The following is a 26,934-nucleotide window of genomic DNA, read 5'->3' as shown; positions in this document are numbered from 1 at the left end:
ATACCAGATTATGAAGAGATTAATACAACTTCCTTTTTATGGTAGTCTTGCTGTTGCGTTGCTGCTGTTGCTGAACTTTGGTTCTTATGCACAGAACACCGGCGTGGGCAAAACCATTAAAGGAAATGTTTCAGACAAGGAAAGCGGCATAACCATTATTGGCGCTGTTGTTACGGAAATCGACAAAGAAGGTCGAATTGTAAATGGCGCCAACACAGACCTGGACGGAAATTTTGTGCTGAAAGTGGCAAACCCGGCTAACAAGCTAGCGGTGTCATTTATCGGTTATAAAAAGATTGTTCAGGAGATAGGCGGCCGAACAGTTTTCAATTTTAAGTTGGAATCTTCGGCCAACCAACTGCAGGAAGTAGTGGTGGTGGCCCGCCAGACCTCCAGTAACGGCCTGATGGAAGTGGAGAAACGGAGTTCCACGGTGAGTGTTGCTAAAATCGATGCCCGCGAACTTGAGGAAATGTCTTCCAGCTCCATCGACCAGGCTATCCAGGGACGCCTTCCCGGTGTAGACATCGCGGCAAATTCCGGTGACCCGGGTGCCGGCATGCAGATCAGGATTCGGGGTACGTCTACCATCAACGGTTCATCAGACCCTTTGATCGTGGTGGATGGCATGCCCTTCGAAACAGAAATTCCCTCAGACTTTAACTTCGGTACCGCCGACGACCAGGGCTACGCCACGCTTTTGAACATTGCACCTTCCGATATCATGGAAATTGCTGTATTGAAAGATGCGGCTGCTACGGCGGTGTGGGGATCCAGAGCTTCCAACGGGGTGTTGTTAATTACCACCAAGCGCGGACGTGTAGGAAAGCCTGCTGTAACCTATACCTTCAGGGGTACCATGGCAAAACAGCCACAGCCCATCCCGATGCTGACCGGCGACCAATTCTCCATGCTGATTCCGGAGGCGGTGATGAACCGTAATGGTGCACCTCTAAATACCGAGCAAGTAAAGGAATTCCTGTACGATATCAGTGATCCTTATTACTACTACAACTACGGCACGAATACCGACTGGCTCGACCTGATTACCCAGACCGGTTATAAGCACGACCATAACCTTTCGTTGTCGGGTGGTGGTGAAAAAGCACGGTACTATGCTTCGGTTGGCTACCTGGATGAAACCGGTACTACTTTAGGCACAGGTTTAAGCAGGATTTCAACCCGCATTAACCTGGATTACGATGTGTCGAGCAGGCTACGATTCAGAACAGACATTGCCTATACAAACACGGATACCGATCGTAATTACAGCAACAACGCGCGCAGCATTGCCTACGATAAAATGCCGAATATGAGCGTGTATGAGTACGATCTGCAAGGCAACAACACCGGTTTGTACTTATCCCCGCTCCGCAATATCCAGGGCGAATACCCGCGTACCTACAACCCGCTGGCTTTGCTGACAATGGGTATAAACAATGTGCGCAGCGAGCGGATTATCCCTAAATTCAACCTGCAGTACGACATTGTGCCCGACCTGCTCCGCACCACTTTTGACGTGCAGTTTGATATTGACAACACGAAGAGCAGCACTTTCCTGCCGCAGCTGGCAACGGGCAGACCAATGAGTGAAACAGTGGTAAACCGCGCCTATGACGGGGATGTGGACCGCTTCGGTATCCAGACCAAAACAAACCTGATTTACACGCCAAAGCTGGGTGAAAACCATAGCCTGATTGGTTTGGTGTCTTTCCTGTCGGACGATAACAAGGTAAGCAGCGTACAGTTGCAGTCTTCTAACTCAGCTTCGGCATTTCTGCAGGATCCTTCAGCGGCTGCCCGTATCCAGGGCATGAGCTCCGGTTATTCCCATGGCCGTAGTGTGGCGCTGCTTGGTAATGTGCAGTACAGCTACCTGGACCGCTATATCTTTAACGCTGCCTTGCGCGGCGATGGTAATTCCAAGTTTGGTCCTGACAACCGTTATGCCGCTTTCCCTTCGCTTTCTACCCGCTGGAGAGTATCAGGTGAGCCTTTTATGCAGCAGTTTGGGTTTATCAACGACCTGAGCTTACGGGCCAGTTTCGGGCAAAGCGGACGTGCTCCTCGCAATAACTATTCCTTCTACAGCGTCTACGGAAACTACGACTGGGACTACATTGGTGGTCCTGCCGTGTACCCGCAGAACATGGAGCTGTCTACGCTACGGTGGGAAACAGTTACCGGACACAACGCCGGGTTTAACCTGATCATGTTCAAAAACAGGTTTGATGTGGATGTTGATTTCTACCGCATGAGAACAACAGACCTGTACTTCCCGGATCTGCAGTTGCCAGGCATTTCCGGTTACAGCTCCATTAACATGAACGTGGGTACCATGGACAACCAGGGCTGGGAAGTGAACATTCAGGGCACACCCATCAAAACAAAGGACTGGACCGTGGACCTGAACTTCAATATTTCCAGGAACGTGAACATCATCCGCGAAATATCAGAGTTTTACCCACGCGAAAAAGGTAATTCAGCTGCCAATGGCCAGTATAAATCCTTCCTGCAGGAAAATACACCGTTTGGGTCTTTCTTCGGTTACCGCTACAAAGGTGTTTACTCCGATGCTGAAGCAACCGTAGCGCGCGATAAAGACGGCAACGCTATTGTAGGTCTGGATGGAGAGCCGCTCTTTATGCGGTTTAACTATCCATACACAGACTATATCTTCCAGCCGGGTGATGCCATGTATGAAGATATTAACCATGATGGCAACATCGATTACCGCGATGTGGTGTACCTGGGCAATGGCAACCCTAAATTCATTGGTGGTTTCGGACCAACCATCACCTACAAGTCAAGACTTAAACTTACAGCTTTCTTCAGCTTCAGAACGAAATACCAGATTGTGAATGGTACACAAATGAACACCACCAACATGTATGGTTATGATAACCAAAGCACTGCCGTGCTGCGGCGCTGGAGAAACCCTGGCGATCAGACCGATATGCCACGTGCGCTCTGGAACAGTGGCTACAACTGGCTGGGCTCCGACCGCTATGTAGAAGATGCATCCTTTGTAAGGTTAAGAGCTCTAACAGCCCGCTATGCTTTAGGTAAAAATGCGCTGAGCAAAATAAAAATGAAGAATGCCAGCGTGTATGTAACAGCAGAGAACCTGCTCACCTTCACCAACTACACAGGCCAGGACCCGGAAGTATCTACCAGGGGAACGGATCCATTCAGAGTTGCCATTGACAATTCCATGACGCCTCCAACCAAAAATATTGTTTTGGGCTTTTCTGTAGGTTTCTAAAATTAAGCAATCCATACCATGACCAGAAATACAACATATATTTTAGTTCTTTCAGCACTGTTATTACTGACTACTACATCCTGTGACAAATACCTCGACCTTAAACCTAAGGATGGCGTGGTGCGGCAGGAGTTCTGGCAAACCAAGGAACAGGTGGCGGCTGCCGTAAACGGCTGTTATGCCTCGTTGCTTGCCCCGCCGCTTGTGGAAAACCTGTTTCTGTGGGGAGAATTGCGGGCAGATATGCTGGAGGCGCGATCAGGCATCAGGCGCCAGGAACTCGATATTATCAATGTGAACATTGAGTCAACCAACCCTCTCTCGAACTGGGCTGCCGTTTATACCACGATTAACTACTGCAACAACGTGATCAAGTTTGCACCGGAGGTGCTCCGGAACGACAATACTTTCACGCAGGCAGCCCTTAATGGCTACATTGGCGAAGCGATGGCACTCCGGGCTTTGATGTACTTCTACCTGGCCCGCACGTTTGGTGATGTGCCGCTCAAGCTGGAGCCAACTGCCAGCGATAAAGACGAAGTGCAGCTACCGAAAAGCTCGCAGCAGGATGTGCTGAACCAGGTGGTGACCGACCTGAAGCAAGCCGAGCAGTATGTGCAAACCAACTATGGCAAAAATGAGCTGAACAAGGGCAGAATTACCAAATATGCCGTAAATGCCATGCTTGCCGATGTGTACCTGTGGCAGAACGATTACCAGAGCAGCATAGCCGAATGTAACAAAGTAATAAACTCCGGCCAGTATGGCTTAGTTGTAGGAGACAATAACTGGTTCCCAACCATTTTCTACGAAGGCGGGTCCAGCGAGAGTATTTTCGAAGTCTACTTCAACATAAACAGGCTGAACCCCTTTTACAGCATGTTCTCGCCTTCCGTGTCCCGGCGCTTCGGGGCTTCGCTGTTAGCTAGAGAAGAAATTTTTGCCTCTAATCCGGAAGAAATAATTGAAAAAGACATTCGGGGCGATGGCGCTGCTTTTAAATTAAATGATGGCAGCATCTGGAAATACCTGGGTGTAAACTCCGGTACAGCGCGGTCATCGGCTGCCTCTTACGGTAACTTCATGGTGTACCGCTATGCCGATATCTTACTGATGAAAGCGGAAGCTCTGAATGAGTTGGGTCAGGGGCAGGAGGCGCTTGACATCATTGAGATAATCAGAACAAGGGCAAATGCATTGCCTGAAACAGCCCAGGTGGTAGAACCTGACGACAAAAACGGCATAACAGATTACATACTGGCCGAAAGAGCGCGGGAGTTTGCCTACGAAGGCAAGCGGTGGTATGACCTGTTGCGCAATGCCAGAAGAAACAACTACGAACGAAGTGATCTGCTATTGAATATTGTAGCAAATACAGCGCAGTTGGAGTTCCAGCAGTCTGCCATTACCAAGCTCCGCGATAAGAACAGTCATTACCTGCCAGTATACTTCTACGAACTCGCCACCAACAAGAAACTGGTTCAAAATCCTTTTTATCAATAATCAAAAACTAAATTAATCAATATAGTAGGATATGGAAAAAATGAGTTCTCCTAAAAACTGGTTGGCCCCACTCGTCGGAGTGCTGCTGCTGATCATTACATTTACATCCTGCCAAAAGGAGGAGTTTGATATCTACACAACTTCTGATGTAAACATATCGGAATACCTGCAGAAAGATCCGGCCACCTTTTCTCATTTTTCAAAAATTCTGTCCTTAACAAAAGCAGAAGGCTCGTTAGGCGGGTACGGTACTTATACCGTATTTGTGCCTACCAACACAGCCATTGAAGCTTATCTGAAGGAGCAGGGAAAAGCTTCGGTAAGCGATATCAGTATTCCGGAGCTGGAAGAACTGGTGAAATTTCACCTTATCCGCGATACCATTCCCTCCAGGGAATTCAACGATGGCAAGTTGCGTACAGCCACTATGTTCGGCCAGTACATCATTACCGGAGCGCAGAACAACGATGGCAACACCAAACGGCTTATCAACAGGCAGGCTTTGCTGGAACAGGCCGACATCAGGGTGGGTAACGGTATTATCCATGTTATCGACAATGTGCTGAAGCCATCCAGGCAGACGCTGGCCCAGATGATCGAGGCTAACCCGGAATACTCTGTTTTCAGCCAGGCACTGAAAGAAACCGGTTATTACGAATACCTGAACATCCTGCCCAAAGACCTGAGCGACTCGTCCAAAATGTTTCATACGGTTATGGTAGAGTCAAACACGGTACTGAAGGCAGCAGGTATCAATTCCTTCAACGATCTGAAAGCTAAGTATTCAAACACCGGTGATCCGAAGTCGGCATCCGACAGTCTGAACCTGTACGTGGGCTATCATATTCTGCCAGGCTTGAAGTACCTGCCCGAAATATTTAAAGCGACATCGCATAACACGCTCTCGCCACTGGATGTAATTACGATCAAACTAAATGGAACTACCATCCTGGTAAATGATGATTCTTTCAATGGTAAGCATGAGCCAGGTTCTGAGATCAAACGGGAATCCAGCGACATTACAGCTGTAAATGGAGTGCTGCACACCATGAAAGATCCTTATGCCATTAAAGTACGGTTTCCGATTGCTGTTTTCTGGGAAGTGACCGATCAGCCCGAGATCACCAAGCTGGCAAACTTCAGAAAAATGAACACAAGCAGCCCTAAATTCAAACCTGGCGATCTGCAGGATGTAAACTGGCAGATGGGGGATGTGCAGTACAGGGTTGCACCAGAAGCACGCCAGTTTTATGTGTATCATAATGATTACTTGTTCTTCCCGGCGCTCCGAACCAATGTGGCAGCTAACAGCTGGATTGAATTCAAGACCCCTCTGCTGGTGAAAGGACGTTACAAAGTATGGATTTCCTTTATCAGGCGTAAAGGCGGTGGTGGTGTACTGGTATCCTTCAATGGCAAACCGCTTCCACGTATCCTGAAATTTAATGAGCAGTTAGCGGGCATGCGGTTGGTGGGTGACACCTATACCTATCCGGAAGGAGTGACTCCGGAATCGCTGGAAGCCTTAGGTATAAAATCACCGTTTGGCGGACGACCTGAACCGGAGTATCGTGTTCCTTTCTACAACAACCCGGAATTATTTATTGAATACCACGGTAGCCAGAACTATGCGCTGCTGGCCGGAACCATTGACGTGGAGAAAACCGACCGTCATGTACTGCGCATGGATGCAGTTTGGGAAGGCAGCGGCGATGTGCAGTTCGACATGATACACTTTATCCCGGAGGGCGAAGACCAGTTATGGCCTAAGTTTAACCCGGATGGAACCATTGTTCCTAAACCTTAAAAGATGAATACAGCGTTAGCCTCAGCCACTGGGGTTAACGCTCTAAAAACCGGAACAAAATGAACTTTAAATCAAGAATTTTTCTCGTTTGCTTTAGTGTGGCAGCGTTTGGTTTTTCGGGCTGTAACGATAAGTTTGAGGAATACACTAAAGTAACTGACGCCACTTTAAACAGTAACCTGTACCAAAAAATACAGGCCAATCAGAACCTGAGCAGGTTTGCCGAATTCCTGAAGCAAACAGGCTATGACCAGGAAATAGCTTCCTCTAAAAAGTATACGGTGTGGGCACCAACCAACCAGGCGCTCGAGCACCTGGATCCTGCCATTGTGAACGATGAGGCAAAGCTGAAGGAGTTTGTAGGCTACCACATCGTTCACCAGAGCTACTTTACCAACAGCCCGAAACCAGAGCTTCGGCTGAAAACACTCAATGGCAAATACCTGAAGTTTTCTAACGCCACTGTGGAAGATGCTGCCATCCTGGAAGCGAACCAGTATGTAGGCAATGGTGTGCTGCACATTGTTGACAAAGCACTTATTCCCAAACTGAATGTGTGGGACTATGTCATGTCGATTTCCGGGAAACAGCGGGATTACATGCAGGGGCTGAAGTACACTGTTTTTGATCCGACGAAAGCAGAGCAGATTGGCGTAGATCCTGATACCGGTAAACCAAAGTACAGAGAAGGAACAGGAGAGATCGAGAAAAACTTCCTGTTCGATAAAACCGGTAACCTGGCTAATGAAGACCAGGAGTATACTTTTATCCTGTTGACGGATGCTGCCATTGAGGCAGAGCGGGAAAAAATAAGACCGTTTACAAAAGGAGCTACTCCGGAGGAAGAAGAAAAGTTAGCCTCTGTGTATGCTATAAAAGACCTGGCCTTCAAAGGTTTGTATACGCCGGAGAATCTGCCGGCCTACCTTACTTCCGAAGATGGCGTGAAAATTCCCATTGACCGGAATGCCATCATCAGCCATCACTTTACCAGCAACGGGATTGTGTATGTAATGAGCGCTGCAGATGTTAGCCTGGCCGAGAAGATACTTCCGGTGCGGGTGGAAGGGGAGCATCCGGCAGGCTTCAGCCGCACCGATAAGTCCGGTAACATTGCTTACCGCCTGCGCCGGAACCCGGAAACGCAGGAGCTTTTCAACGACATCTATGTCTTCAATCATAAGGTAAACCAGTTCCATGTGCGGTACCAGTTGCCCAACATGTACAGTGGCACCTACAAAGTGTACTGGGTAGCGCCAAACGATGTGCAATCTATCGCTTTTAAACAACGGTTTGCCGTTAACGATCCGAAGTCAACGCAGTTCTCCGAGACAGACGTGCCGCTTAAAAATTTTGAAGAAGTATATGTAGGGGAGTTTACTGTCGATAAACTGAGCGATCTGAATATCTACATAGTGGGTGCTGACAACGGGGTAGACGGGCAGAATTCCATCAGCCTGGATTATTTTAAACTTGTTCCGCAGCTACCATAAAGAGAAAAGCAATTCAAAATATCAATTCCTATTAACATGTATATAGTTACCAGATCAATAAAAAGACTGATGCTCCTCGGTTTGGTTGTTATTACTGTGCCGGCAATGGCCCAGGAAACGACAACAGAAGGGAGAAGCGGCGCAGACGCTGTTGCTGTCAGGAAGAACATTAGTTACAAAGGAATTAAAGCAACAGGTACTGTAAGAGATGCTGCCACCGGAGTACCCTTAGCAGGTATCAACATCAGTGTGCCGGGCTATTCTGCTGCCTTTACCGATGAACAGGGCAATTTCAGCATAGAAGTACCTTCCTATAAAGCGACGCTTCATGTATCCAGTCCTGATTTCCAGACCAGGCAGGTGGCTTTGAAGGGCGAGAACGTTGTGGTAGTAGGGCTGCATGAGAAAAGCTTTAACACGGTTTATGAGGCTGCCGTGCTGCCTTCCGGTGCCAGGGCGAAAAGCCAGGTGCCTTATGCCGTTACCTCCATCAACACCGCAGGCAGTTGGCAAAACCCTATGGCATTTCCGGATAGCTACCTCCAGGGAAAGGCAGCCGGCGTGGATGTTATCCGGAAATCGGGAACGCCGGGCCAGGGGGCAGAAATACTGTTAAACGGGTACAACTCGCTCTATGGCAGTAACAAACCGCTCATCATCGTAGACGGGATGATCTATGAACACGAATCCTTCGGTAGTTCCCTCATCAAAGAGCATAGCAATAATCCGCTGTCCAATATCGATATCAAAGACATCGACAACATCACGATCATAAAAGACGGCGCTTCGTTGTATGGCACAAAAGGGGCAAACGGCGTCATCCTGATTTCTACTTCACGGGCCAAAGAACTGGCTACGAAAATAGATTTCGCTGCGTACGGAGGTGTGAATTTTGCACCTAAAAACCTGCCGGTGCTCAACAACGGCGATTTCAGGCTTTACCTCTCGGACCTGCTCAGGACCAGCGGCATGACGGATGCCCAGTTGCAGGCGCAGCCTTACATGAACGACGATCCGTCGAACCCGGAATATGCCCGCTACCACGCCAACACCGACTGGCAGCGCGAGGTTATGAGCAACAGCTATAACCAGAACTATTACCTGAAAGTAACCGGTGGTGATAACATTGCTAAATACGCGCTGTCGGTTGGTTTCCTCGAGAACCAGGGGCTTACAAAAGAGACAAGCCTGCAAAGGTACAGCACCCGCTTTAATGCCGACCTGAACCTGAGCCCTAAGCTAACCGGCAACACCAGCCTTTCGTTTACCTCAAACCAGCAAAGCCTGCGCAACCAGGGCCTCGATTTTGGCACTAACCCGCTACTGGCTGCACTGGTAAAAGCACCTTTCTTACGTGTGCAGCAGGTTACCGACGAAGGCGTGGAGTCACCGAACCTGGCCGATACCGACATCTTTAACCGGAGCAACCCAACGGCGCTGATCAACAGTACACAGGGGCAGGACCAGAATTACCGCTTTTTCGGATCCGCCAAATTCAACTATGCCCTTTCGACTTACAGCACCATCAGCTCCCTGATCGGGCTTACTTTCGATAAAGTGCGGGAAGACATCTTCATTCCTAGACTGGGGGTTGCGCCGGAAGAACTGGACAACGCCATCGCCTACAGCCGTTTGGGTAACCGCGTGCAGCGCTACAATTCTTTATTCAACGATACCTACTATGCCTACAACAGGAACTGGTCCGGAGGACATAGCTTTACCGGCAGGGCTGGTTTTAGGTTCAGCAACATTAAAAGTGAAGAAGACAGATCGTACGGCTATAACTCGCCGAGCGACGACTTTGTAACATTGGGTACAGGTGTGAATTCGCTGCGGTATATTACGGGCGATATGGGCGAAGCAAGGTGGTTAAATTCCTATGTTTCCGCGGACTATGGCTGGCTGAGCAAGTACCTGCTAAGCGTTAATATGTCGGTAGATGCATCCTCCAGGTTTGGTCCTGCCATACCGGATGCTTTCTCCGTGAATGGGATGAAACTGGCTGTGTTGCCTTCCGTTGCTGCTGCCTGGCTTATTTCTTCCGAAGATTTTATGGCTGGTATCAGTGCTGTTAACCTGCTTAAGCTGCGGGCGAGCTATGGCCTGACCGGTAACGACGACATCGGCAACTATACCGCCAAGCAATACTACATTACCCAGAACCTGTTTGGCGCCCAGGGAACCAGGAGAGGCAATATTGCCAACCCGGAAATTATGTGGGAGACAACCCGTAAGCTGAACTTCGGGCTGGATGCTTCGGTGCTCAACGAGCGCCTTTCACTCAGCCTGGATGTATTCAACAGCAGAACAACCGATATGCTGGTGTACGAGCCCGTGCCGGCACAGACAGGCTTAGATTACATGCTGACAAATAATGGCGGCATGAAGAACAGCGGCATCAATGCTGGCTTGTTCAGCAGAGTGGTAAACACCGGTGACCTGAAGCTCGACCTGGGCCTGAACCTGTCTACTTACCGGAATGAGCTTACCCAAATCCCCGGAAACCGCCTGCTGACTAACTTTGCAGGAGCCACCATACTCTCAGAAGCCGGGCAACCTGCCAACCTGTTATATGGCTACAAAACAGACGGCATTTTCACGACTGAGGCAGAAGCGGCGCAGGCCAACCTGAAAACAAAAGCGCCAAACGGTGACCTGATTCCGTTCAGAGGCGGTGATGTGAAGTTCCTGGATCTGAACAACGACCACATTATCGACGAAAACGACAGAACCGTGATCGGCAATCCGAACCCTGATTTTTACGGAAGCTTCAGCAGCAACCTGTCCTGGAAACGGTTTTCGGTAAATGCATTGGTTACTTTCCGTAGCGGGAACGATGTCTACAACGGCGTGCGAGCCAACTTGGAAGCCATGAACTCTACTCAGAACCAACTGGGCTCTGTGAACAACCGCTGGCAGTTCGACGGGCAGAACACCGACATGCCGAGAGCAACTTACGGCGACCCTGCCGGCAATGCCCGTTTCTCCGACCGCTGGATAGAGGACGGTTCCTACATCAGGCTCAGAACCCTTTCGGTTGCCTATGAACTTCCTGTAAAGCCCGGCTTCATCAAAGGCACTTCCGTGTATGCCTCCGCTAACAACTTACTTACCAGGAGCAGCTACATCGGGTACGACCCGGAGTTCAGTGCGGCCAGCCGTCCTGTAGCACAGGGCATTGATGTGGGCCTGGAGCCACTGTATAAGTCGTTTATGGTGGGTGTTCGCCTTGGTTTATAATTTACTTTTAGTCAAATGAAAAGAAATACATTAAAGACATCTTTACAGATCGTGGCGCTTGCTGTTGGTCTTACGGGTGCTGTTTCCTGTAAGGAAGCATTTGATCTGGATCCTCAGAATGCCATAGATTATACGAACAATTACCAGAACATTTACGATGCCGATGCAGCGGTAACGGGTGTGTACGGGCAGTTCCTGACGGTTGCCAGGCAGTACGAAGTGCTGAACGAGCTTCGGGCCGACCTGATGAGCATAACCTCCAATGCCGATGTGTACCTGCGGGAAATAAACAGTCATAACGTAAGCGAAGGAAATCCTTATGCTAATCCGAAGGATTTCTACAGCGTGATCCTGAACTGTAACGATGTGCTGAAGAACCTGAAGATCATGCAGGAGAACAGCAAGATCACGAAAACAGAATACGACCACCGTTATTCGGACCTGGTGGCGGTAAGAAGCTGGCTGTACTTCCAACTGGGCCTGCACTTTGGTGAAGTACCCTACATTACTGAGCCAGTAGAAAATATCGATGAGGTAAAGAACATAGCCAAACATCCGCGCCTGAAGCTGGAGAGCCTTGTGTCGAAGCTTATAGAGGAGATGGAGGCACTTCCCTACAAAGATCCGTATCCGGCTTCCAGTTCGATGGTGGCGCAGATAGACGGGTATCCTACCAAGATGCTGTTTGTAAACAAAAATGCCTTGCTGGGCGATTTGCATTTGTTCCGCAACGATTACCACCAGGCAGCCATTGCCTATAAAAATGTGCTCGAAACAACTACACCCCTGGGTGCCGGCGCTGGTTATGTATACTACAACACTTATATAGGCACCAGTGGCACCGACAACGATGCCGTTACAGCATCGGCCTGGCAGACGTTTATGTCGCGCTCCCAGAACGACCGGGAATACCAGGCAGAGTGGGTATGGACGATGTTTTTTGACAAGAATTTCAAGCCGCAGAACCCTTTCGTGGAGCTGTTTTCGAACACCGGCGGAAAGTACCTGTTAAAACCATCTGAACTGGCCATAGAAAAATGGCAGGCACAAACGCAGACCAACGATGCACCCTACGATTATCGTGGCGAGAACAACTCTTATAAAGTGATTAACGGGCAACCGGTTGTCATGAAATTCCTTTATAACTACCTGAATGCCAATACCGGGGTGCCAACCAACCTGCTGGAAAAAAACGGCAAATGGCTGTTGTACCGGGCTTCGCTGCTTCACCTGCGTTATTCGGAAGCTGCTAACCGCGAAGGGCACGACAAAATAGCCTATGCTTTTATTAACAACGGGATCAAGGCTACTTACAATAAAAATCCGAATGCGACAGCTGCAGACGAAAAGCAGGCTACTTTCCTGGATTTTCCTTACGACCTGGATGCCCGTAAACTCGACGCACCATTCCACCGGGGCAAATACCATCGAAATTTAGGATTAAGAAACCGGGTGAATGTGAAGTTGTCGCTGATAGATTCGGCTGCTTATTTTGATATGTCTGAACCGGCCCGCTTCGATAAGCCGTTGAAAGAGGGCGTAGAGCCGGAATTCAGAAATTACATGGAAGATAAAATTATCGAAGAGGCTGCGCTGGAACTGGCTTTCGAGGGTAACCGCTGGCAGGACCTGGTCCGGATTGCCTTGAGAAGAAACGACCCGTCTTACCTGGCAGACAGGGTATACCAGAAACTGGTAAAAGAAGGTGACCCGGCAGCGGAGGAGGCCCGGCAAAAACTGATGAACAAACAGAACTGGTTCCTTCCCTTTAAGTGGGAGTAGGCATTCCTGATTTTCCTGATATTGAAGCAGGCCTCCGGAGCGTAAGTTTCGGAGGCCTGCTTTTTTAGTGCCTTCCGGTCAAATGTGGCCGAATCGTATCAACCTGCTTTCACACATGAACAGCAGAGGCTGTGGTGGCAGGTGCAGCAGAATTAAAACAGCAAAAAGGGATGCTGGAAAATGGCTCCAATTCTACTTCAGCTTCTCCTTAAAAAAATCAATGGACCGGTTCCAGGCAAGTTCTGCCGCCGCTTTGTCATAACGCGGGGTGGTGTCGTTATGGAAGCCGTGGTTGACGTTGGGGTACATGTACGCCGTGTATTCTTTGTTATTTGCTTTTAGCGCAGCTTCATACGCAGGCCACCCCTCATTTACCCGCTTGTCCAGTTCTGCAAAGTGCAGCAGGAGGGGAGCCTGAATGTTTGGAACATCTTCGGTCGCCGGCTGACCACCATAGAAAGGAACTGCTGCCGCCAAATCTGGGATGCGCACGGCCATCATATTGGCAATCCAGCCACCGAAGCAGAAGCCAACCACGCCCACGTTCCCATTACAGGCTTTGTGGTTTTTCAGGTAATCATAGGCCGCGATGAAGTCTTCTAACATCTCCTTCCGGTCACGCTTGCTTTGCAGGGCGCGGCCTTCATCGTCCGTACCCGGGTAGCCACCTAAGGGGGTTAAAGCATCGGGTGCAATGGTAATAAACCCTGCCAGGGCAGCCCTTCGGGCAACATCTTCGATATGCGGATTCAGGCCCCGGTTTTCATGAACCACTACAATGCCGCCGAGTTTCTTTTTCGCATCCGCCGGCATAGACAACAAGGCTTTTATCCTCCCGCCACCTTTTTTGGACTGGTAATAGATGTATTCCGATTTTAGACGCGGATCATCGGAGGCAACCTGGATGGCGCCTTTGTAATCGGGCATCAGAAAACTCATCAGCGACGCTACGGTAAGGCCTCCGACGGCATACATAGATAGCTTCTGCATAAATTCGCGCCTGTTAACCCGGTTGTGGGCATAATCATCATACAGGTCAAACACTTCCTGTTTGATATCTTCTTTTTTGATTTCGTTCATGTTGTCTGCCGGATATTTTTGTTAATCGTTTAGGTACCCACTGATTCTTTGTTTTACACCATTCCTCCCGTTGCTCCTGACATGGAAGCTATGTAATAGTTGGAAGCATAAATGCCAAGCAAAACCAATAACATGTCCTGCGGTTTTTGGTCGTAAGTGATGTCGTAATTAAAGTTGAATATGCTCCAGCTGAATTTTGGGTCAAATTGCATTAGCTTTTCTTCGTCTTTGTTTTCGATTACATATTTGTTGTGAAACATACCTTTTGCTTTCAAAACAAATTCTTTTCCATCCTGAAAAGTAAACACAACTTGTCCGCGCCAATTCATTTTTAAGTTCGCTATTTCTGCTCCGTCTTTTGTCACGGTGATGCTTGTTCCGAAAATACCAACCGGCTTAACCTGATAGAGGTCCGCATTTGCCAGCTTAATTTCAGCTTTCAGAAAAAACAAATTTTCGTAAATCAGTTCGCCTAACGTTTGCCCGTTATCGAGGAGTTGAAAAGTCTTTTTATCTGTTGATTTTGATTCCATCGTTTTGAAGGTTTACTTTTTACTTCAGTTGGAGTATTTTAATAACCACTGATGGGGTGGTTTGAAAAATGGCGGAGCGTCTGCAAGAATTTTGTCTGTACAGTGTTACCTGCCTTTTACTTTGTTCAATCGTAAAAACCAAGCCAATCATATGGTTGGGGATTTGTTAATTTATACACTGTTTTTTCATGGTCGTTTAGCGATGAGTAATATTTGCTAAACTCTATCATATAATTTTCGCCTTTCCCCATTCTCCAGAACATATCCACGCTTTCTGTTTTTGGATACTGCTGCCAAGGAGGTTGAATGGAATCATTTAGATGTTTGAAAAGCCCGAAAGCTTTGAAGAAATCACGAACTTCCATTAGAGCAAAACCTAAAAGGTTTTGTCCACGCCAAACATAAATATTGTCAATGTCATTATCGTCCTGCGACAAACCTATACCCCAAACTGTGTCAATCGGGCTTGCCTCTACTAATATTCTATTTTCTGTTTTAAGGAGAAATTCTGCTAGCTCTGGATTTTGGTTGAATTTATGAATGTTTCCAAGCTTTACAATCTCGAATTTCTGATCATTCCATACATCGTCGTCATAGCCTGAAACCTCTCTTCCGAGTGCTTTTGCTTCACCTGGTTTGTTGCTGCTAATTATTTTTTCAAAGTTGTTACTATCGCCAAAGAGGAGTGCTTTCTGGGCCATCATCCAATGTTCAGAAGTTTTGTAGGTTATTCCCTGAACTGTAAAGGGACTTTCATACCACTGGCTAAAACAAAATTTTCCTACAGGTTCATTATACTTATTGGTGTGTCCCCAAAAATAAATGAACTTCAATGAGTCTCCTCTTTCAAATCTTTCAATTAACCAATTTATATCGTAATGTGTTTTCATGTAAAATTGCCATAATCTAGCGCATACCAATACTAAATATACACTTTATTATCATGTTTTGCAGCTAACCGGAACTGTGTTATCAACTTCGCTCTGTTTTATTTTCAGGTTATTGGCAAGCTGACTTGCTTAACCGCCATTAGCTCAGTCAGTACCTGTTACGTCAATGTAATAAAAAAATCTTTATAGTTTTAAGAGAGTAGGCCTGTCTGAAGTCCAACAGGACAGCGCAGGATGCGAAAACGAACTATTATTAGTACTTTAGGCTTTTTTAAAAAGATGCCGGCGTTCAAATAAAGGCAGTGCTTAGATAAAAGCACTGCCTGTTCTCTGGCAGCCATTTTAGTAAAGCAACTCATGATAAATAAAAACTTTGGAGCCCTCGCCTTAGCGGTACTGGTATCGTGCCAGTCGCAGCACCTGGCTACCCAGCAGAACAGCACTGCTGCCGCCACCGAAAAAGCGGTGGCTCCTGCCACCACTGCCTCTGATTATAAACTCGATCGCGCCCGCCCGCTGCGTTACAAACCCGAAGGCAACAGCTTTGTGATTGTAAACGGCACGAAGCGCTTCAACCGTGCCCTCTACGGCACCCACAGCGGCTTCCGGGTAGAAACTGGCGACCTGCCCGAGTTCCTGCTTTACATGCCCAACAAAGGCGGCAACCTGAAACTGGGTTTGGCCACCGACAATGGCGACAAATGGCTCATCAAAGCCGACCACATTAAAGCCATCTACACCCCCGGCACCATGCGCTACGAAATTAAAGATGCGCTGCTGGGCGAGGGGCAACTGAACATACAGGTGCTGGCGATGGCCGATGCAGAGGGTATGGTGGTAGCGGTAGAAAGCACCCCGAACACGCCCGCCTTCGATTTGATCTGGACCTACGGCGGCGCCAGCGGCCACCGCCCGTCCCGCGACGGCGACATCGGGGCCGACCCGGAATCCGGCTTTTACCTGCACCCGGAGCACACCAAGAACAACAGCTTCACGCTGAACAAAAATACTTTCCTGCTCGACTTCAAAATCAAGAACAACGACGCGCAGATTTATGGCGTAGTACCGGCTGCTTCCACCATAGCCTTAGCCGATGCCAACCAGCAGGAATCACCGAAGACGCTGCTCCAATCCGGTAAGTCGGAGTTGCCGGTGGTAGCCGGAAAGCAGCAGGTAAAAGGGCAGCAGAAGCTGTATTTTGCCATGCAGAACGGCAAATCGGCCAAGCCGCTTACCTATGAGCAAATCCCGGCAGCCATTGCCAAGGCAGAAGCCGCTGTTCAGAAAACAGCCAGCCAGATTCGCCTCGAAACGCCGGACCCGTACCTGAACACGCTGGGTGGCGCCCTGAGCATTGCCGCTGACGGGATTTACGATGGCCAGAGCTACATGCACGGCGCTATTGCCTGGCGCATGCCGCTCAACGGCTGGCGCGGCGCTTACGTGGCCGATGCGCTGGGCTGGCACGACCGCGCCCGCTCCAACTTCCGGGGCTACAGCGAAGCACAGGTAACCGAACCGGCCAGCGGACCCGTGGTGCCGGACGAAGAACGGAACTGGGCACGCCAGACCGAAAAGCTGGGCATCTCGCTCTACACCAGCGGCTACATCTCCCGCAACCCGGGTAAAAAGCACGTGGCGCACCACTACGACATGAACATGGTCTTCATCGACCAGATGCTCCGCCACTTCCTCTGGACCGGCGACAAAGAATACATAGCGGAAGCCTGGCCTATCCTGGAGCGGCACCTGGCCTGGGAGAAACGCAATTTCGACGCCGACAACGACGGCCTCTACGACGCCTACGCGAGCTTCTGGGCCAGCGACGGCGTGCAGTACAGCGGCGGCGGCGTAACCCATTCCTCTGCCTACCACTACTTCTCGAACAAAACTGCTGCAAGGTTGGCCGAGCTGCTGGGCAAGAACCCGGCACCATACCGCCTGGAAGCCGAAAAGATAAAGAAAGCCATCGAGTCGAACATGTGGCTATCCGACAAAGGCTGGTACGCCGAGTTCAAAGACCTGCTCGGGCAGCGCGGCCTGCACACGTCAGCGGCGCTCTGGACCGTCTACCACACCCTCGACTCCGAAGTGGCCGACCCGTTCCAGGCCTACCAGACGCTGCGCTACGTGGACACGCAGATTCCGAAAATCCCAATTAAGTGCAGCGATTTACCGGACGAGAAGCTCTACACCCTCACCACCACCAACTGGATGCCTTATACCTGGTCGGTAAATAACGTGGCGCTGGCCGAGGTGGTGCACACCGCCCTGGCTTACTGGCAGGCAGGTTTCGCCGAAAAAGCCAACCAGCTGATGAAAAGCGTGCTCGTGGAAAGCATGTACATGGGGTCCAGTCCCGGTAACCTGCAGCAGCTGTCGTACTACGACCACTACCGCGGCGAGCTCTATCGCGACTTCGCCGACGGCATCGGCATGACCTCCCGCGCCCTGGTTGAAGGCATGTTCGGCCTCGTGCCGGATATGCTGGCCGGCGAACTGACGGTACGTCCCGGACTACCGTCCGACTGGAACCACGCGCTCCTCGAAACCCCGGACGTGAAGTACAGCTTCCGCCGCGAGGGCAGCAAAGAAATTTACAGCATCGAGCCACGCTTCGGCAAGCAAGTGAAACTGAACTTCCGGGCCACCGCTTTGAAAGATAAAGTAGCCTCCGTAAAAGTGAATGGCAAGTCCGCGAACTGGAGCAGCTACGCCGAAGCCATTGGCAAACCACAAATTACCATCACGCCTGCTGTGGCTGATACCTATGAAATCGAGATTGAATGGGCCGGAAACACCCTGGCCGCCCCAAAACATGCAGCCGTAGCTGCCAACGGAGCAGCCATGACTGTGGATTTAGGACAGGCCGAAGTGCTCGACCTGAAAGACCCGCAGCAGCTGTTAGCCAGCAGCACGAAGAGCAAAAACAAAGCAGAAGTAAAACTGAAAGGAGAGGAGGGGCACCGCACCTTCTTTGTGCAGACAAAACAGGGCCAGCTGACCTGGTGGCAACCGGTGGACGTAGAGCTGCGGGAGCCTTTCAAACTCGTAGCGCAACCGGATAACGGCCAGCCGCAGCTCCATTTCGTGCTGCAGAACAACACCGCCGAAGACCTGAACAAAGAAGTTACCATCAGCACCGGCAGCTATTCGCGCAAACTCAGTCTCAACGCCAAAGCGCAAAGCGCTTCTGCAGCTGTCACCATTCCCGCTTCACACCTCGTGCCGGGCAGCAACCGCGTCCAGGTAAGCACCGGCGACAACGTACTCGCCACCGCCGACCTCATCAACTGGAACCTGCCGCTACAGGCGCAGGCCACGAAGCAGAAGTTCGAAACCGTAGACCTGGCCGAACACTACAACGACAAGGTAACGCAGATTTTCAAAAACAAATACCTCTCGCCACGTCCCGCCTCTGCCACGCTGCAGCTGCCCACGCAAGGCATAGGTAACTGGTGCTACCCACTGGTAACCGCCGAGATAGACGATACCGGCGTACGTGAAAAAGCTGGCACAAACGGCGGCGTATTCGCGTTGCCTAACGGCCTGCAGTTCAGCACCGCCGGCCCCGGCACGAGCAACAACATTATCTTCACAAGCCAGTGGGACAACTACCCGAAAGAGGTAACGGTACCGGTCAGCGGCAACGCCAGCCACGCCTACTTCCTGATGGCCGGTTCCACCAACCCCATGCAAACCCGCTTCGACAACGGCGAGGTAGTTGTCACCTACACCGACGGCACCACCGAGAAACTGGTACTCCGCAACCCCGAAACCTGGTGGCCTATCGAGCAGGATTATGTCCTCAACAACTACTCCTTTAGCAGCTCCAAACCCAAACCAATCCGGGTAGAACTGAAGACAGGCAACATCATCGGGCAAAACTACCGCTACTCCGACATCAAAGGTTTCGCCTACGACAGCGCCATCCCCGGCGGTGCCGCCACCGTCCTGGACCTGCCCCTCAACCCGAAGAAAGAGCTTAAATCGGTGCAGGTGCGCACGCTGGCAAATGATGTGGTGATAGGGTTGATGGGGATGACGCTGGTGCGGGATACGGTGTCGGCGCGGTAGTAAATTGTCTTAACCTTTGATTTACGGTGATTTGTTGATGGGCTAAGATTTTTGTCTGAACCTTTGATTTAAGGTGATTTTCTTGATGGACTGTGATTTTTTTGACTATTAATGTAAAAAAATCAATTAAATTAAACTAATCACCGTAAATCAAAGGTTCAGACAATTTTTGCAGCCTTTTCCTGTTCCATATTTTTTCTATAGGGCGAGTAGGGCGAGCCTGAATTCCCGGCACATCCAGGAGAAGGTATGCCAACCGATCCAAATAGTTTTCTCCCCAGGGTATGGTTGCTTTATGGAAGCCAAAAGTCTGCTCTACCTCCCAACTTACCTTTTACTGGGTCCCCCGCTTCTCCTGCCAATAAGTGTAGCATTGTAGGTGGTGAACCCGGAAGAGTAGCCCGACATGAGCTGGCCTGGTGGAGTATGCCTGTTAAAAATTGTAAAAAACAGTCAGGATTGGCTAACAAACAGTTGGATTGCTAAAGGTCATAGCTTGATAATTGTAAAGGTAAAAGAAGTGCCTTTTCTGCTGGAGAAGCGGAGTATCCTGTGGGAGAAAGGGATAGGAATTTTAGCCTTCTGAGCTGGTAACTTTAAAAAAATAGCCTAACTATGGTAAGTTAGTTAAGTGTTTTTATTACATTTATAGCCTTGCCTGTTCCTGCCATGCAGCACATCGAGGGGCTGCCGGAACTCAGGGTCCGAGACAAAGCCAGTGGGCACGGCAAACTAAGCCCGGACAGGATGGTACTGATGGTGCAGGTGGTCGGCTTTTAAATTTTAGCAGAATAGTCACTGCAGAAAATGCTACAATAATATGGTCACATCAAAGATCTTATCTTATAAATGGGGGGCGCTGGCCTGCACGGTTATAGCCTTACTGGCTACAGCTGCAACAGCCTACAGCCAGCAGCACCCCATGCTGCTCGACGGTTTTACATCGTTTCAGAAGCCAGGCAAGAGCTGGCAGCTGGCAGGTAACGTAGTGGCCGACCTGGCCAAAGACAACAAGCTGGAAACAAGTGCGGGAACAGGGATACTGGTAAACCTGCCAGGCAAAAAAGCGAAAGGCGAGGACCTGTTCACCAATTTTGAACATGGCGATATGGACCTGGAACTGGATTACCTGATGGCCAAAGGATCGAACTCGGGCATTTACCTGCAGGGGCGGTATGAGCTGCAACTGACAGATAACTGGGGTACAGCTGGTACTTCAGCAGGCAGTAACGGCGGTATTTACGAGCGATGGGATGAGAGTCGTCCGCAGGGGCAGCAAGGCTACCAGGGGTATGCGCCGCGGCAAAATGCAGGACGTGCACCCGGCTTATGGCAGCATCTGAAAATTTCGTTCAAGGCGCCCCGCTTCGACGCGAGCGGCCGCAAAACAGAAAATGCCAGGATCCTGCGCGCAGAACTGAATGGCGTCACCATTCACGAGAACCTGGAGCTGTTCGGGCCTACACGAGGTGCCATCGGTAATGACGAAGCAGCAACCGGACCGCTGCGCCTGCAGGGAGACCACGGTGCGGTCGCTTTCCGGAATATAAAGGTAAGCCACTACAGCAAGCCCCGCCCGGAGCTCAGGAATCTTACTTACAAAATCTACAGGGGCCTGTATGAAGAAGAGCCGAACTATGCCAGCCTGCCAGCCCGGGCAGTGGGACCGGAGGGTAAGTCTGATTTGCTTACTTCCAACCTGAACGAAAAAGCACGACAGTTTATGGTGCGCTACACGGGAACGTTGGTCGTGAAAGAACCGGGCAAATACACTTTTAAAACGAATACAGCTGCCGGAGCAGGGCTGGTAAGAGTTAACAACCAGGAAACCATCCCTATGAAAGCCTGGAACGGTTCAGGTACGGTAACGTTGCCTGCCGGAGAGGTGCCTTTCGAGCTGCTGTACGCCAAAACAATGGACTGGGGAAGACCTTCTTTTACGCTGCATGTGTCCGGGCCGGGGGTACGGGAGTTCCTGATCAGCGATAAGGACGCAGCAGGGCAGTCAGATGCGACCGATCCGATCCTGGTGGATGTGAAGGAAAGACCCGTGCTGCGAAGCTTTATGGACCTGCCCGGGCGCTATCGTGTGACGCATGCCGTGTCAGTGGGCAGCCCGACACAGCTGCATTATACCTATGACATGGATTTCGGTACGATTGTGCAGCTGTGGCGCGGCGACTTCCTCGATGCAACGCCTATGTGGCATGAGCGCGGCGACGGATCTTCCCGTGCGATTGGTTCAGTGCAGTATTTTGGGAAGCCAGCTACCACTCTGGCCAGACTGGCCTCAGAGCAGGACGCCTGGGCGACCGATACGGCAGGCACTTCTTTCCGCCAGAAAGGATATAGTTTAAACCAGCAGGGGGAGCCTACTTTTAAGTACCAGATTTACGGGGCGCGTGTACAGGATGCCGTGCGTGTGATCGACAATGGGAAAGGACTGCAGCGCGAGTTGAACATCCAGCAGCCCGGCGCCGGTTTGTATGCCCGCTTAGTGGAAGGCAGTAGGATAGAGGAGGCCGGTAAAGGAATGTACCTGATAGACGACAAAGCCTATTATGTGCGGCTCGACGATGCAGGCGGCGCTAAACCGGTGATTCGGAATATAGGCGGTCGTCAGGAACTGGTGATACCGGTGCGGGAGAAGCTGGTGTATTCTATTCTTTTCTAATTTCTAACGAACAACACAAATGAAAAATACAGGAAAGAAGTTTTTGCTGAAAGTGCTGCTGGCGGGCGCGCTGTTCGCAGGCATGGGTACTGCAGCCAAGGCGCAGGAGTCGCCGATGGAAGAAGACTTTTTCAAAATCATGCGTGTGCGTGTACCGGAAGGGGTGCTGCTGGAAGTCGGCGGTTTAACCGTATTACCCAATGGCAACCTGGGAATAGCAACACGCAGGGGAGATATTTTTATAGTTGAAAATCCGACCAGCGCCAGACCCCACTTCCGCAAGTTTGCCTCCGGGCTGCACGAAGTACTGGGCCTGGCTTATAAAGACGGCGCCTTGTACTGTGCCCAGCGCGGCGAACTAACCAAACTAACAGACACGAACAACGACGGAAAGGCAGACGAATATGAAACGGTTTATGCCTGGCCTTTGTCGGGAAATTACCACGAGTACAGCTTCGGGCCAAAAATAGCACCCGACGGGTCCTTCTTTGTTACCACCAACCTGGGCTTTCCGGAACCGTGGTGGCATGCCAAAAGCCTGGCGCCCTGGCGCGGCTGGACACTGCGCATTACCGAAGACGGAAAAATGGAACCATGGGCTACCGGCATGCGCTCGCCGGCAGGCCCCGGTATGGTAGACGGCGAACTGTTTTATACCGAAAACCAGGGCGACTGGGTTGGCTCCGGCGGGCTCTGGCATCTGAAAAAAGGCGCTTTTACGGCACATCCCGGCGGGCTGCGATGGGCAGACCAGCCAGAGTCGCCGGTGAAGCTGAGCCACGAACAGATTTATAGCAAAATCGATCCCCGATTTGATAAAAACGAAAAAGGAGGGGATGTGAAGCCGGAGGACAGAAAAGAGGACCCTGCGGTAACCATGTACGACATGAAAAAACAGCTCCCTGCCATGCAGCTGCCTGCCGTGTGGCTGCCGCACGGGGTGCTGGGCATTTCGAACACAGAGGTTGTTAAAATACCCGAAGGGCACTTCGGGCCTTTCGAGGGGCAACTGCTGGTGGGCGACCAGGGGCAGAGTAAACTTTCGCGGGTAGTGCTGGAGAAGGTAAACGGCGAGTACCAGGGCGTAGCGATCGACTTCCGCAGCGGTTTCCAGTCGGGGGTACTGCGCATGGCCTGGGCAAACGACGGCTCCCTGTTCGTAGGGGAAACTAACCGGGGATGGGGATCTGCCGGCGATGCCGCGCAGGGCTTGCAGCGCCTCGTGTGGAACAACAAAGTTCCTTTCGAGATGCGCACCGTACGGGCCATGCCCGACGGGTTTGAGGTAGAGTTTACTACTCCTGTAGACCGGAAATCTGCTGAAGATCTGGCTTCGTACACCGTAGAAAGCTTCATCTATAAGTACCATCCGGTGTATGGCAGCCCGACGGTAAACAAAGAGCAACTGCCAATCAAGGGTGTAAAGCTGTCGGAGGACGGCCTGAAAGCCCGTTTGGTGGTAGACAAGCTGCGGGAGGGTTACATTCACCTGCTTCGCCTGGAGGGCGTACGTGCAAAAGAGAACTACTATACCCTGGTGCATCCGGCGGCTTATTATACGCTGAACAGCATTCCGGAAGGGCAGAAGCTCGCGCTGAACGAACTAAGCACCAGGAGCTCAGAAAAGGCAGCAGCGCCAAAAGCTGCTCCTTCAAAAACAACAAAAGCAGTTGCTTCCACTGCAAAAACGGCTGCTGCTACCACCAAAGCCACTCCCGCCAAAGAAGCGCTTACGTTCAATGATGTGAAACCCCTGCTGGCAAAAAACACCTGCCTTGCCTGCCACAACACCAACAAGAAACAAGTAGGACCGGCGTTTAAAGAAGTAGCTGCTCGCAACTACACCAACCAGCAGATTGTGGAGCTGATTCACACGCCTAAACCCGAAAACTGGCCGGACTATGCTACCCCTATGCCGCCTATGCCGCAGGTTCCTAAAAGCGAAGCTTTAAAAATTGCTGCCTGGATTAATTCCTTGAAATAAATGTTAAACTGATGTTACACAAAAAATTACGATAGGAGAAAAAGTCCCCCTTTGAAGCTAATCTTGTAGGGAAAAATGGTACTATTAATCAATTTCTGCCGCAAGTTTGAGCGCAGCGGTAACTTGTGGTACTAAATAGGGCCAGTTTGTAACTGGCGTGCGTACAAAAGCACAAATATTCAGCCACGCCAGTTACAAACTGGCATCATAAATAACCACAAGTTACCGCTGCGCTCAAGCTTGCGGTATATAAAAAACAATAGGCTTTTAAAATATTACAAAACTTTCCCTACAAGATTAACTTTGAAGGGAGTTGGGGGATGATTTACACCTGCAAACAAAATACTACTGTACAGGTTGTAGTCCACATTTTTTCTTCAGCCCGGGTATCATCCCCCTTACCCCCTTCAAAAGGGGACTTTTTGTTCGCATGGATTTATGAGTAACATCAGTTTATAAGTTAGAGAAATAAGTTCGTTTCTTGGGATGGAAGAGAACCTAACACAAAAGATACTATGGATATTCCCCTTTCAATAACACGAAAAACGGCATTTGCTGCCCTGGCAACCGCACTACTGGCCTTTACAAACGCGCAGGCACAGGAGGTGCCTAAACCTCCGAAAATGGCACCTGAAATGACGGAGTTCTGGGAACCGGAACCACGGGTGGTAACGCCGGGAGCCACGAATACAGCTGCCCCCTCAGATGCCATCGTGCTGTTCGACGGGAAAAACCTGTCGGAGTGGAAAGCTAAAAATGGCGGAGGCGAAGCAGCCTGGCAGGTAAAGAATGGCGAATTTACAGTAGGCAAAGGCGATATCGCTACCAAAAGAGAATTCCAGGACTTCCAGCTGCACATCGAATGGAGTGCGCCTGACGAGGTAAAGGGCAACAGCCAGGGGCGCGGCAACAGCGGCATCTTTTTGCAGGACCGCTACGAGGTACAGGTGCTGGACTCCTACAACAACCGCACCTACTCCAACGGACAGGCCGCCAGTATTTACAAGCAGCACCGTCCGCTGGTAAATGCCATGCGCAAGCCCACCGAGTGGAACGTGTACGACATCATCTACACAGCCCCACGTTTTAAAGAAGACGGAACCGTTTTTACGCCTGCACGGGTAACGGTGCTGCACAACGGGGTTTTGGTGCAGCATAACGTGGAAATAAAAGGGCCAACCGAATACATCGGCCTGCCGGAGTACAAAGCACACGGCAAAGCCCCGATTAGCCTGCAGGACCACGGCAACCCGGTAAGCTACCGCAACATCTGGATAAGGGAACTGTAATTTTCCTGTACCGAAGCTATTGGCATTGAAACGAGTGGCAGCCTTTGCTGCCCCTGCCAGAACATTCAAACTGCAGCAGCCACCTTACCTGTTCAGGAGAAACACACGCAGGTCTCTGAACTACTTTGGGACAGGCTTTCAGGCGCTGCAGTGACATTCCTTGCAGAGGGGGAGTCTGATAACCAAAAAAATGTACACCTGAACGGGAAGTGCTGAGGCAGTGGTAACAGGCGCAAGAGTGGCTGCTGCCCCAGTTGCTGTAGCACTTACTCAAAGAGCTGCTGTGCACTCTGGCACTCTTTCTTGTATTGCAGCGGGGTTTTACCGGTTATCTCCCTGAAGAGTTTGTTGAAGTTGGAAAGCGTATTGAACCCGCTTTCGTAGCACACCTGGCTGATGTTTTGGTCTTCTTCGCTGAGCAGTTTGCAGGCGTGCCCGATGCGTATTTCGCTCAGGAAATCGGAGAACGACTTGTTTGCCCGCGACCTGAAGTAGCGGCTGAAGGAGCTAAGCGACATATTGGCAATGGCGGCTACTTCTTCCAGGCTTATCTTCTTGTCAAAGTTTTTCAGCACGTGCGCATACACCCGGTTCATGCGGTCTTTCTCAGACTCCTTGTTCAGGTTCACGTACCCGGCGTTGGTAATGGGGTGGCAATCGGTGGACTGTGAGAGGATGTGCAGAATCTTTAAGAGTTGTATCACGCTTACCACACCTTTCATCTGCGTCAGGGCTATCATCATCTCGCCCACCAGGGCGTTGGTAGCTCCTGTAACCTCCAGTCCGCGTTTCGACCGGTGGAAGAGGTGGAGTATTTCTTTCATCTCTTCTTTCTGCTGAATGGCATCGCCCAGGAAATCTTCGCTGAAATAGACAACGATGCCGCGTGTCCGGAGGTCGTTGTTTTTGTCGAAGTACTCGTTGTTGCTGCGCCACAGGTGGGGGAGGTCAGGCCCCATTAGCACCAAATCGCCTTCTTTAAATTGTTTAATGTTATCGCCAATAAAACGGGTACCTCTTCCTTCCTGCGCATAAAATAGCTGGTACTCAGGGTGGAAGTGCCAGTTAGGGTCGAAATAGGGAGCGACCAGGTGTTTAACCACGAAAGCCCTGGAGTCCGGTATAGCGGATTTTCGCGCTGCAATTTTCATGAGGCTAATGACTTTTGTCTTGATTTAAAGCAATAATAAAAAATAATTGGCAAAATACAGTCAGTGTTGGCTAACGTGCAGTAGTTTTGATGTGCCTGATAAAAGCATGTATTAGTTACCAGTTTCCCTTCTCTAAAGAGCCAGATGCCTCATGCGGCTCAAGAGT

The 26,934-nt window shown here is 50.3% G+C and carries 15 protein-coding genes; 11 read left to right on the top strand and 4 right to left on the bottom strand.

Going from position 1 to position 26,934, the window contains the following annotated elements:
- Nucleotides 1-10 precede the first annotated feature (10 nt).
- From DCW36_RS00925 to DCW36_RS00900, 6 genes are read left to right on the top strand one after another with little or no spacing between them, the layout of a single operon-like run.
- Nucleotides 11-3,265, top strand: a complete 3,255-nt coding sequence (locus DCW36_RS00925; protein ID WP_114783025.1) for a SusC/RagA family TonB-linked outer membrane protein — start codon at nucleotides 11-13, stop codon at nucleotides 3,263-3,265.
- 18 nt (nucleotides 3,266-3,283) lie between these two features.
- The gene (locus tag DCW36_RS00920; protein WP_114783024.1) at nucleotides 3,284-4,768 is read left to right on the top strand and encodes a RagB/SusD family nutrient uptake outer membrane protein; all 1,485 of its coding nucleotides are present in this window, start codon (nucleotides 3,284-3,286) and stop codon (nucleotides 4,766-4,768) included.
- Nucleotides 4,769-4,799: 31 nt separating this feature from the next.
- The gene (locus DCW36_RS00915) at nucleotides 4,800-6,575 is read left to right on the top strand and encodes a fasciclin domain-containing protein (RefSeq protein ID WP_114783023.1); all 1,776 of its coding nucleotides are present in this window, start codon (nucleotides 4,800-4,802) and stop codon (nucleotides 6,573-6,575) included.
- A gap of 59 nt (nucleotides 6,576-6,634) precedes the next feature.
- The gene (locus DCW36_RS00910) at nucleotides 6,635-8,068 is read left to right on the top strand and encodes a fasciclin domain-containing protein (protein WP_114783022.1); all 1,434 of its coding nucleotides are present in this window, start codon (nucleotides 6,635-6,637) and stop codon (nucleotides 8,066-8,068) included.
- A 36-nt stretch (nucleotides 8,069-8,104) separates the two neighbouring features.
- Entirely contained in the window at nucleotides 8,105-11,308 is a 3,204-nt protein-coding gene (locus DCW36_RS00905; RefSeq protein ID WP_114783021.1) for a SusC/RagA family TonB-linked outer membrane protein, read from the top strand.
- 15 nt (nucleotides 11,309-11,323) lie between these two features.
- Nucleotides 11,324-13,090 carry a RagB/SusD family nutrient uptake outer membrane protein gene (locus DCW36_RS00900; RefSeq protein ID WP_114783020.1) on the top strand — a complete coding sequence of 589 codons (1,767 nt, stop codon included), beginning with the start codon at nucleotides 11,324-11,326 and terminating at the stop codon, nucleotides 13,088-13,090.
- A gap of 192 nt (nucleotides 13,091-13,282) precedes the next feature.
- Here DCW36_RS00900 and DCW36_RS00895 read toward each other — a convergent pair whose 3' ends face one another.
- The 3 genes from DCW36_RS00895 to DCW36_RS00885 form a co-directional block, all read right to left on the bottom strand.
- On the bottom strand, nucleotides 13,283-14,170 hold the full coding sequence (locus tag DCW36_RS00895; RefSeq protein ID WP_114783019.1) for a dienelactone hydrolase family protein: 888 nt from the start codon (nucleotides 14,168-14,170) through the stop codon (nucleotides 13,283-13,285).
- A gap of 53 nt (nucleotides 14,171-14,223) precedes the next feature.
- Nucleotides 14,224-14,703: a hypothetical protein gene (locus DCW36_RS00890; RefSeq protein WP_114783018.1), complete on the bottom strand. Its 480-nt coding sequence runs from the start codon at nucleotides 14,701-14,703 to the stop codon at nucleotides 14,224-14,226.
- Nucleotides 14,704-14,828: 125 nt separating this feature from the next.
- A complete protein-coding gene (locus DCW36_RS00885) occupies nucleotides 14,829-15,593 on the bottom strand; it encodes an NADAR family protein (protein ID WP_114783055.1) in 765 nt (254 codons plus the stop codon).
- Between the two features lie 357 nt (nucleotides 15,594-15,950).
- Between DCW36_RS00885 and DCW36_RS00880 the strand changes: the two genes are divergently transcribed.
- The 5 genes from DCW36_RS00880 to DCW36_RS00865 all read left to right on the top strand — a co-directional run bounded on the left by DCW36_RS00880 (nucleotide 15,951) and on the right by DCW36_RS00865 (nucleotide 25,617).
- A complete protein-coding gene (locus tag DCW36_RS00880; protein ID WP_114783017.1) occupies nucleotides 15,951-19,670 on the top strand; it encodes a DUF4450 domain-containing protein in 3,720 nt (1,239 codons plus the stop codon).
- Between the two features lie 654 nt (nucleotides 19,671-20,324).
- Nucleotides 20,325-20,450 carry a hypothetical protein gene (locus DCW36_RS22930; RefSeq protein ID WP_262708134.1) on the top strand — a complete coding sequence of 42 codons (126 nt, stop codon included), beginning with the start codon at nucleotides 20,325-20,327 and terminating at the stop codon, nucleotides 20,448-20,450.
- Nucleotides 20,451-20,490: 40 nt separating this feature from the next.
- Nucleotides 20,491-22,344, top strand: a complete 1,854-nt coding sequence (locus tag DCW36_RS00875; RefSeq protein WP_114783016.1) for a family 16 glycoside hydrolase — start codon at nucleotides 20,491-20,493, stop codon at nucleotides 22,342-22,344.
- A gap of 19 nt (nucleotides 22,345-22,363) precedes the next feature.
- Complete coding sequence (locus tag DCW36_RS00870; RefSeq protein ID WP_114783015.1) at nucleotides 22,364-24,328, top strand: c-type cytochrome; 1,965 nt, start codon at nucleotides 22,364-22,366, stop codon at nucleotides 24,326-24,328.
- Nucleotides 24,329-24,843: 515 nt separating this feature from the next.
- Complete coding sequence (locus DCW36_RS00865) at nucleotides 24,844-25,617, top strand: 3-keto-disaccharide hydrolase (protein WP_114783014.1); 774 nt, start codon at nucleotides 24,844-24,846, stop codon at nucleotides 25,615-25,617.
- Nucleotides 25,618-25,883: 266 nt separating this feature from the next.
- Here DCW36_RS00865 and DCW36_RS00860 read toward each other — a convergent pair whose 3' ends face one another.
- Nucleotides 25,884-26,768 carry an AraC family transcriptional regulator gene (locus tag DCW36_RS00860; protein ID WP_114783013.1) on the bottom strand — a complete coding sequence of 295 codons (885 nt, stop codon included), beginning with the start codon at nucleotides 26,766-26,768 and terminating at the stop codon, nucleotides 25,884-25,886.
- Nucleotides 26,769-26,934 lie beyond the last annotated feature (166 nt).

The sequence above is a fragment of the Botryobacter ruber genome (genome assembly GCF_003347595.2).
GTDB classification, from domain to species: Bacteria; Bacteroidota; Bacteroidia; order Cytophagales; family Hymenobacteraceae; genus Pontibacter; species Pontibacter ruber_A.
This window is presented reverse-complemented; position numbering and strand designations above follow the sequence as displayed.

What these genes read in the sequence shown, in the direction of transcription:
- DCW36_RS00925 (WP_114783025.1), top strand. Translation starts at nt 11, where the DNA reads ATGAAGAGATTAATACAACTTCCTTTTTATGGTAGTCTTGCTGTTGCG.
- DCW36_RS00920 (WP_114783024.1), top strand. Translation starts at nt 3,284, where the DNA reads ATGACCAGAAATACAACATATATTTTAGTTCTTTCAGCACTGTTATTA.
- DCW36_RS00915 (WP_114783023.1), top strand. Translation starts at nt 4,800, where the DNA reads ATGGAAAAAATGAGTTCTCCTAAAAACTGGTTGGCCCCACTCGTCGGA.
- DCW36_RS00910 (WP_114783022.1), top strand. Translation starts at nt 6,635, where the DNA reads ATGAACTTTAAATCAAGAATTTTTCTCGTTTGCTTTAGTGTGGCAGCG.
- DCW36_RS00905 (WP_114783021.1), top strand. Translation starts at nt 8,105, where the DNA reads ATGTATATAGTTACCAGATCAATAAAAAGACTGATGCTCCTCGGTTTG.
- DCW36_RS00900 (WP_114783020.1), top strand. Translation starts at nt 11,324, where the DNA reads ATGAAAAGAAATACATTAAAGACATCTTTACAGATCGTGGCGCTTGCT.
- DCW36_RS00895 (WP_114783019.1), bottom strand. Translation starts at nt 14,170, where the DNA reads ATGAACGAAATCAAAAAAGAAGATATCAAACAGGAAGTGTTTGACCTG.
- DCW36_RS00890 (WP_114783018.1), bottom strand. Translation starts at nt 14,703, where the DNA reads ATGGAATCAAAATCAACAGATAAAAAGACTTTTCAACTCCTCGATAAC.
- DCW36_RS00885 (WP_114783055.1), bottom strand. Translation starts at nt 15,593, where the DNA reads ATGAAAACACATTACGATATAAATTGGTTAATTGAAAGATTTGAAAGA.
- DCW36_RS00880 (WP_114783017.1), top strand. Translation starts at nt 15,951, where the DNA reads ATGATAAATAAAAACTTTGGAGCCCTCGCCTTAGCGGTACTGGTATCG.
- DCW36_RS00875 (WP_114783016.1), top strand. Translation starts at nt 20,491, where the DNA reads ATGGTCACATCAAAGATCTTATCTTATAAATGGGGGGCGCTGGCCTGC.
- DCW36_RS00870 (WP_114783015.1), top strand. Translation starts at nt 22,364, where the DNA reads ATGAAAAATACAGGAAAGAAGTTTTTGCTGAAAGTGCTGCTGGCGGGC.
- DCW36_RS00865 (WP_114783014.1), top strand. Translation starts at nt 24,844, where the DNA reads ATGGATATTCCCCTTTCAATAACACGAAAAACGGCATTTGCTGCCCTG.
- DCW36_RS00860 (WP_114783013.1), bottom strand. Translation starts at nt 26,768, where the DNA reads ATGAAAATTGCAGCGCGAAAATCCGCTATACCGGACTCCAGGGCTTTC.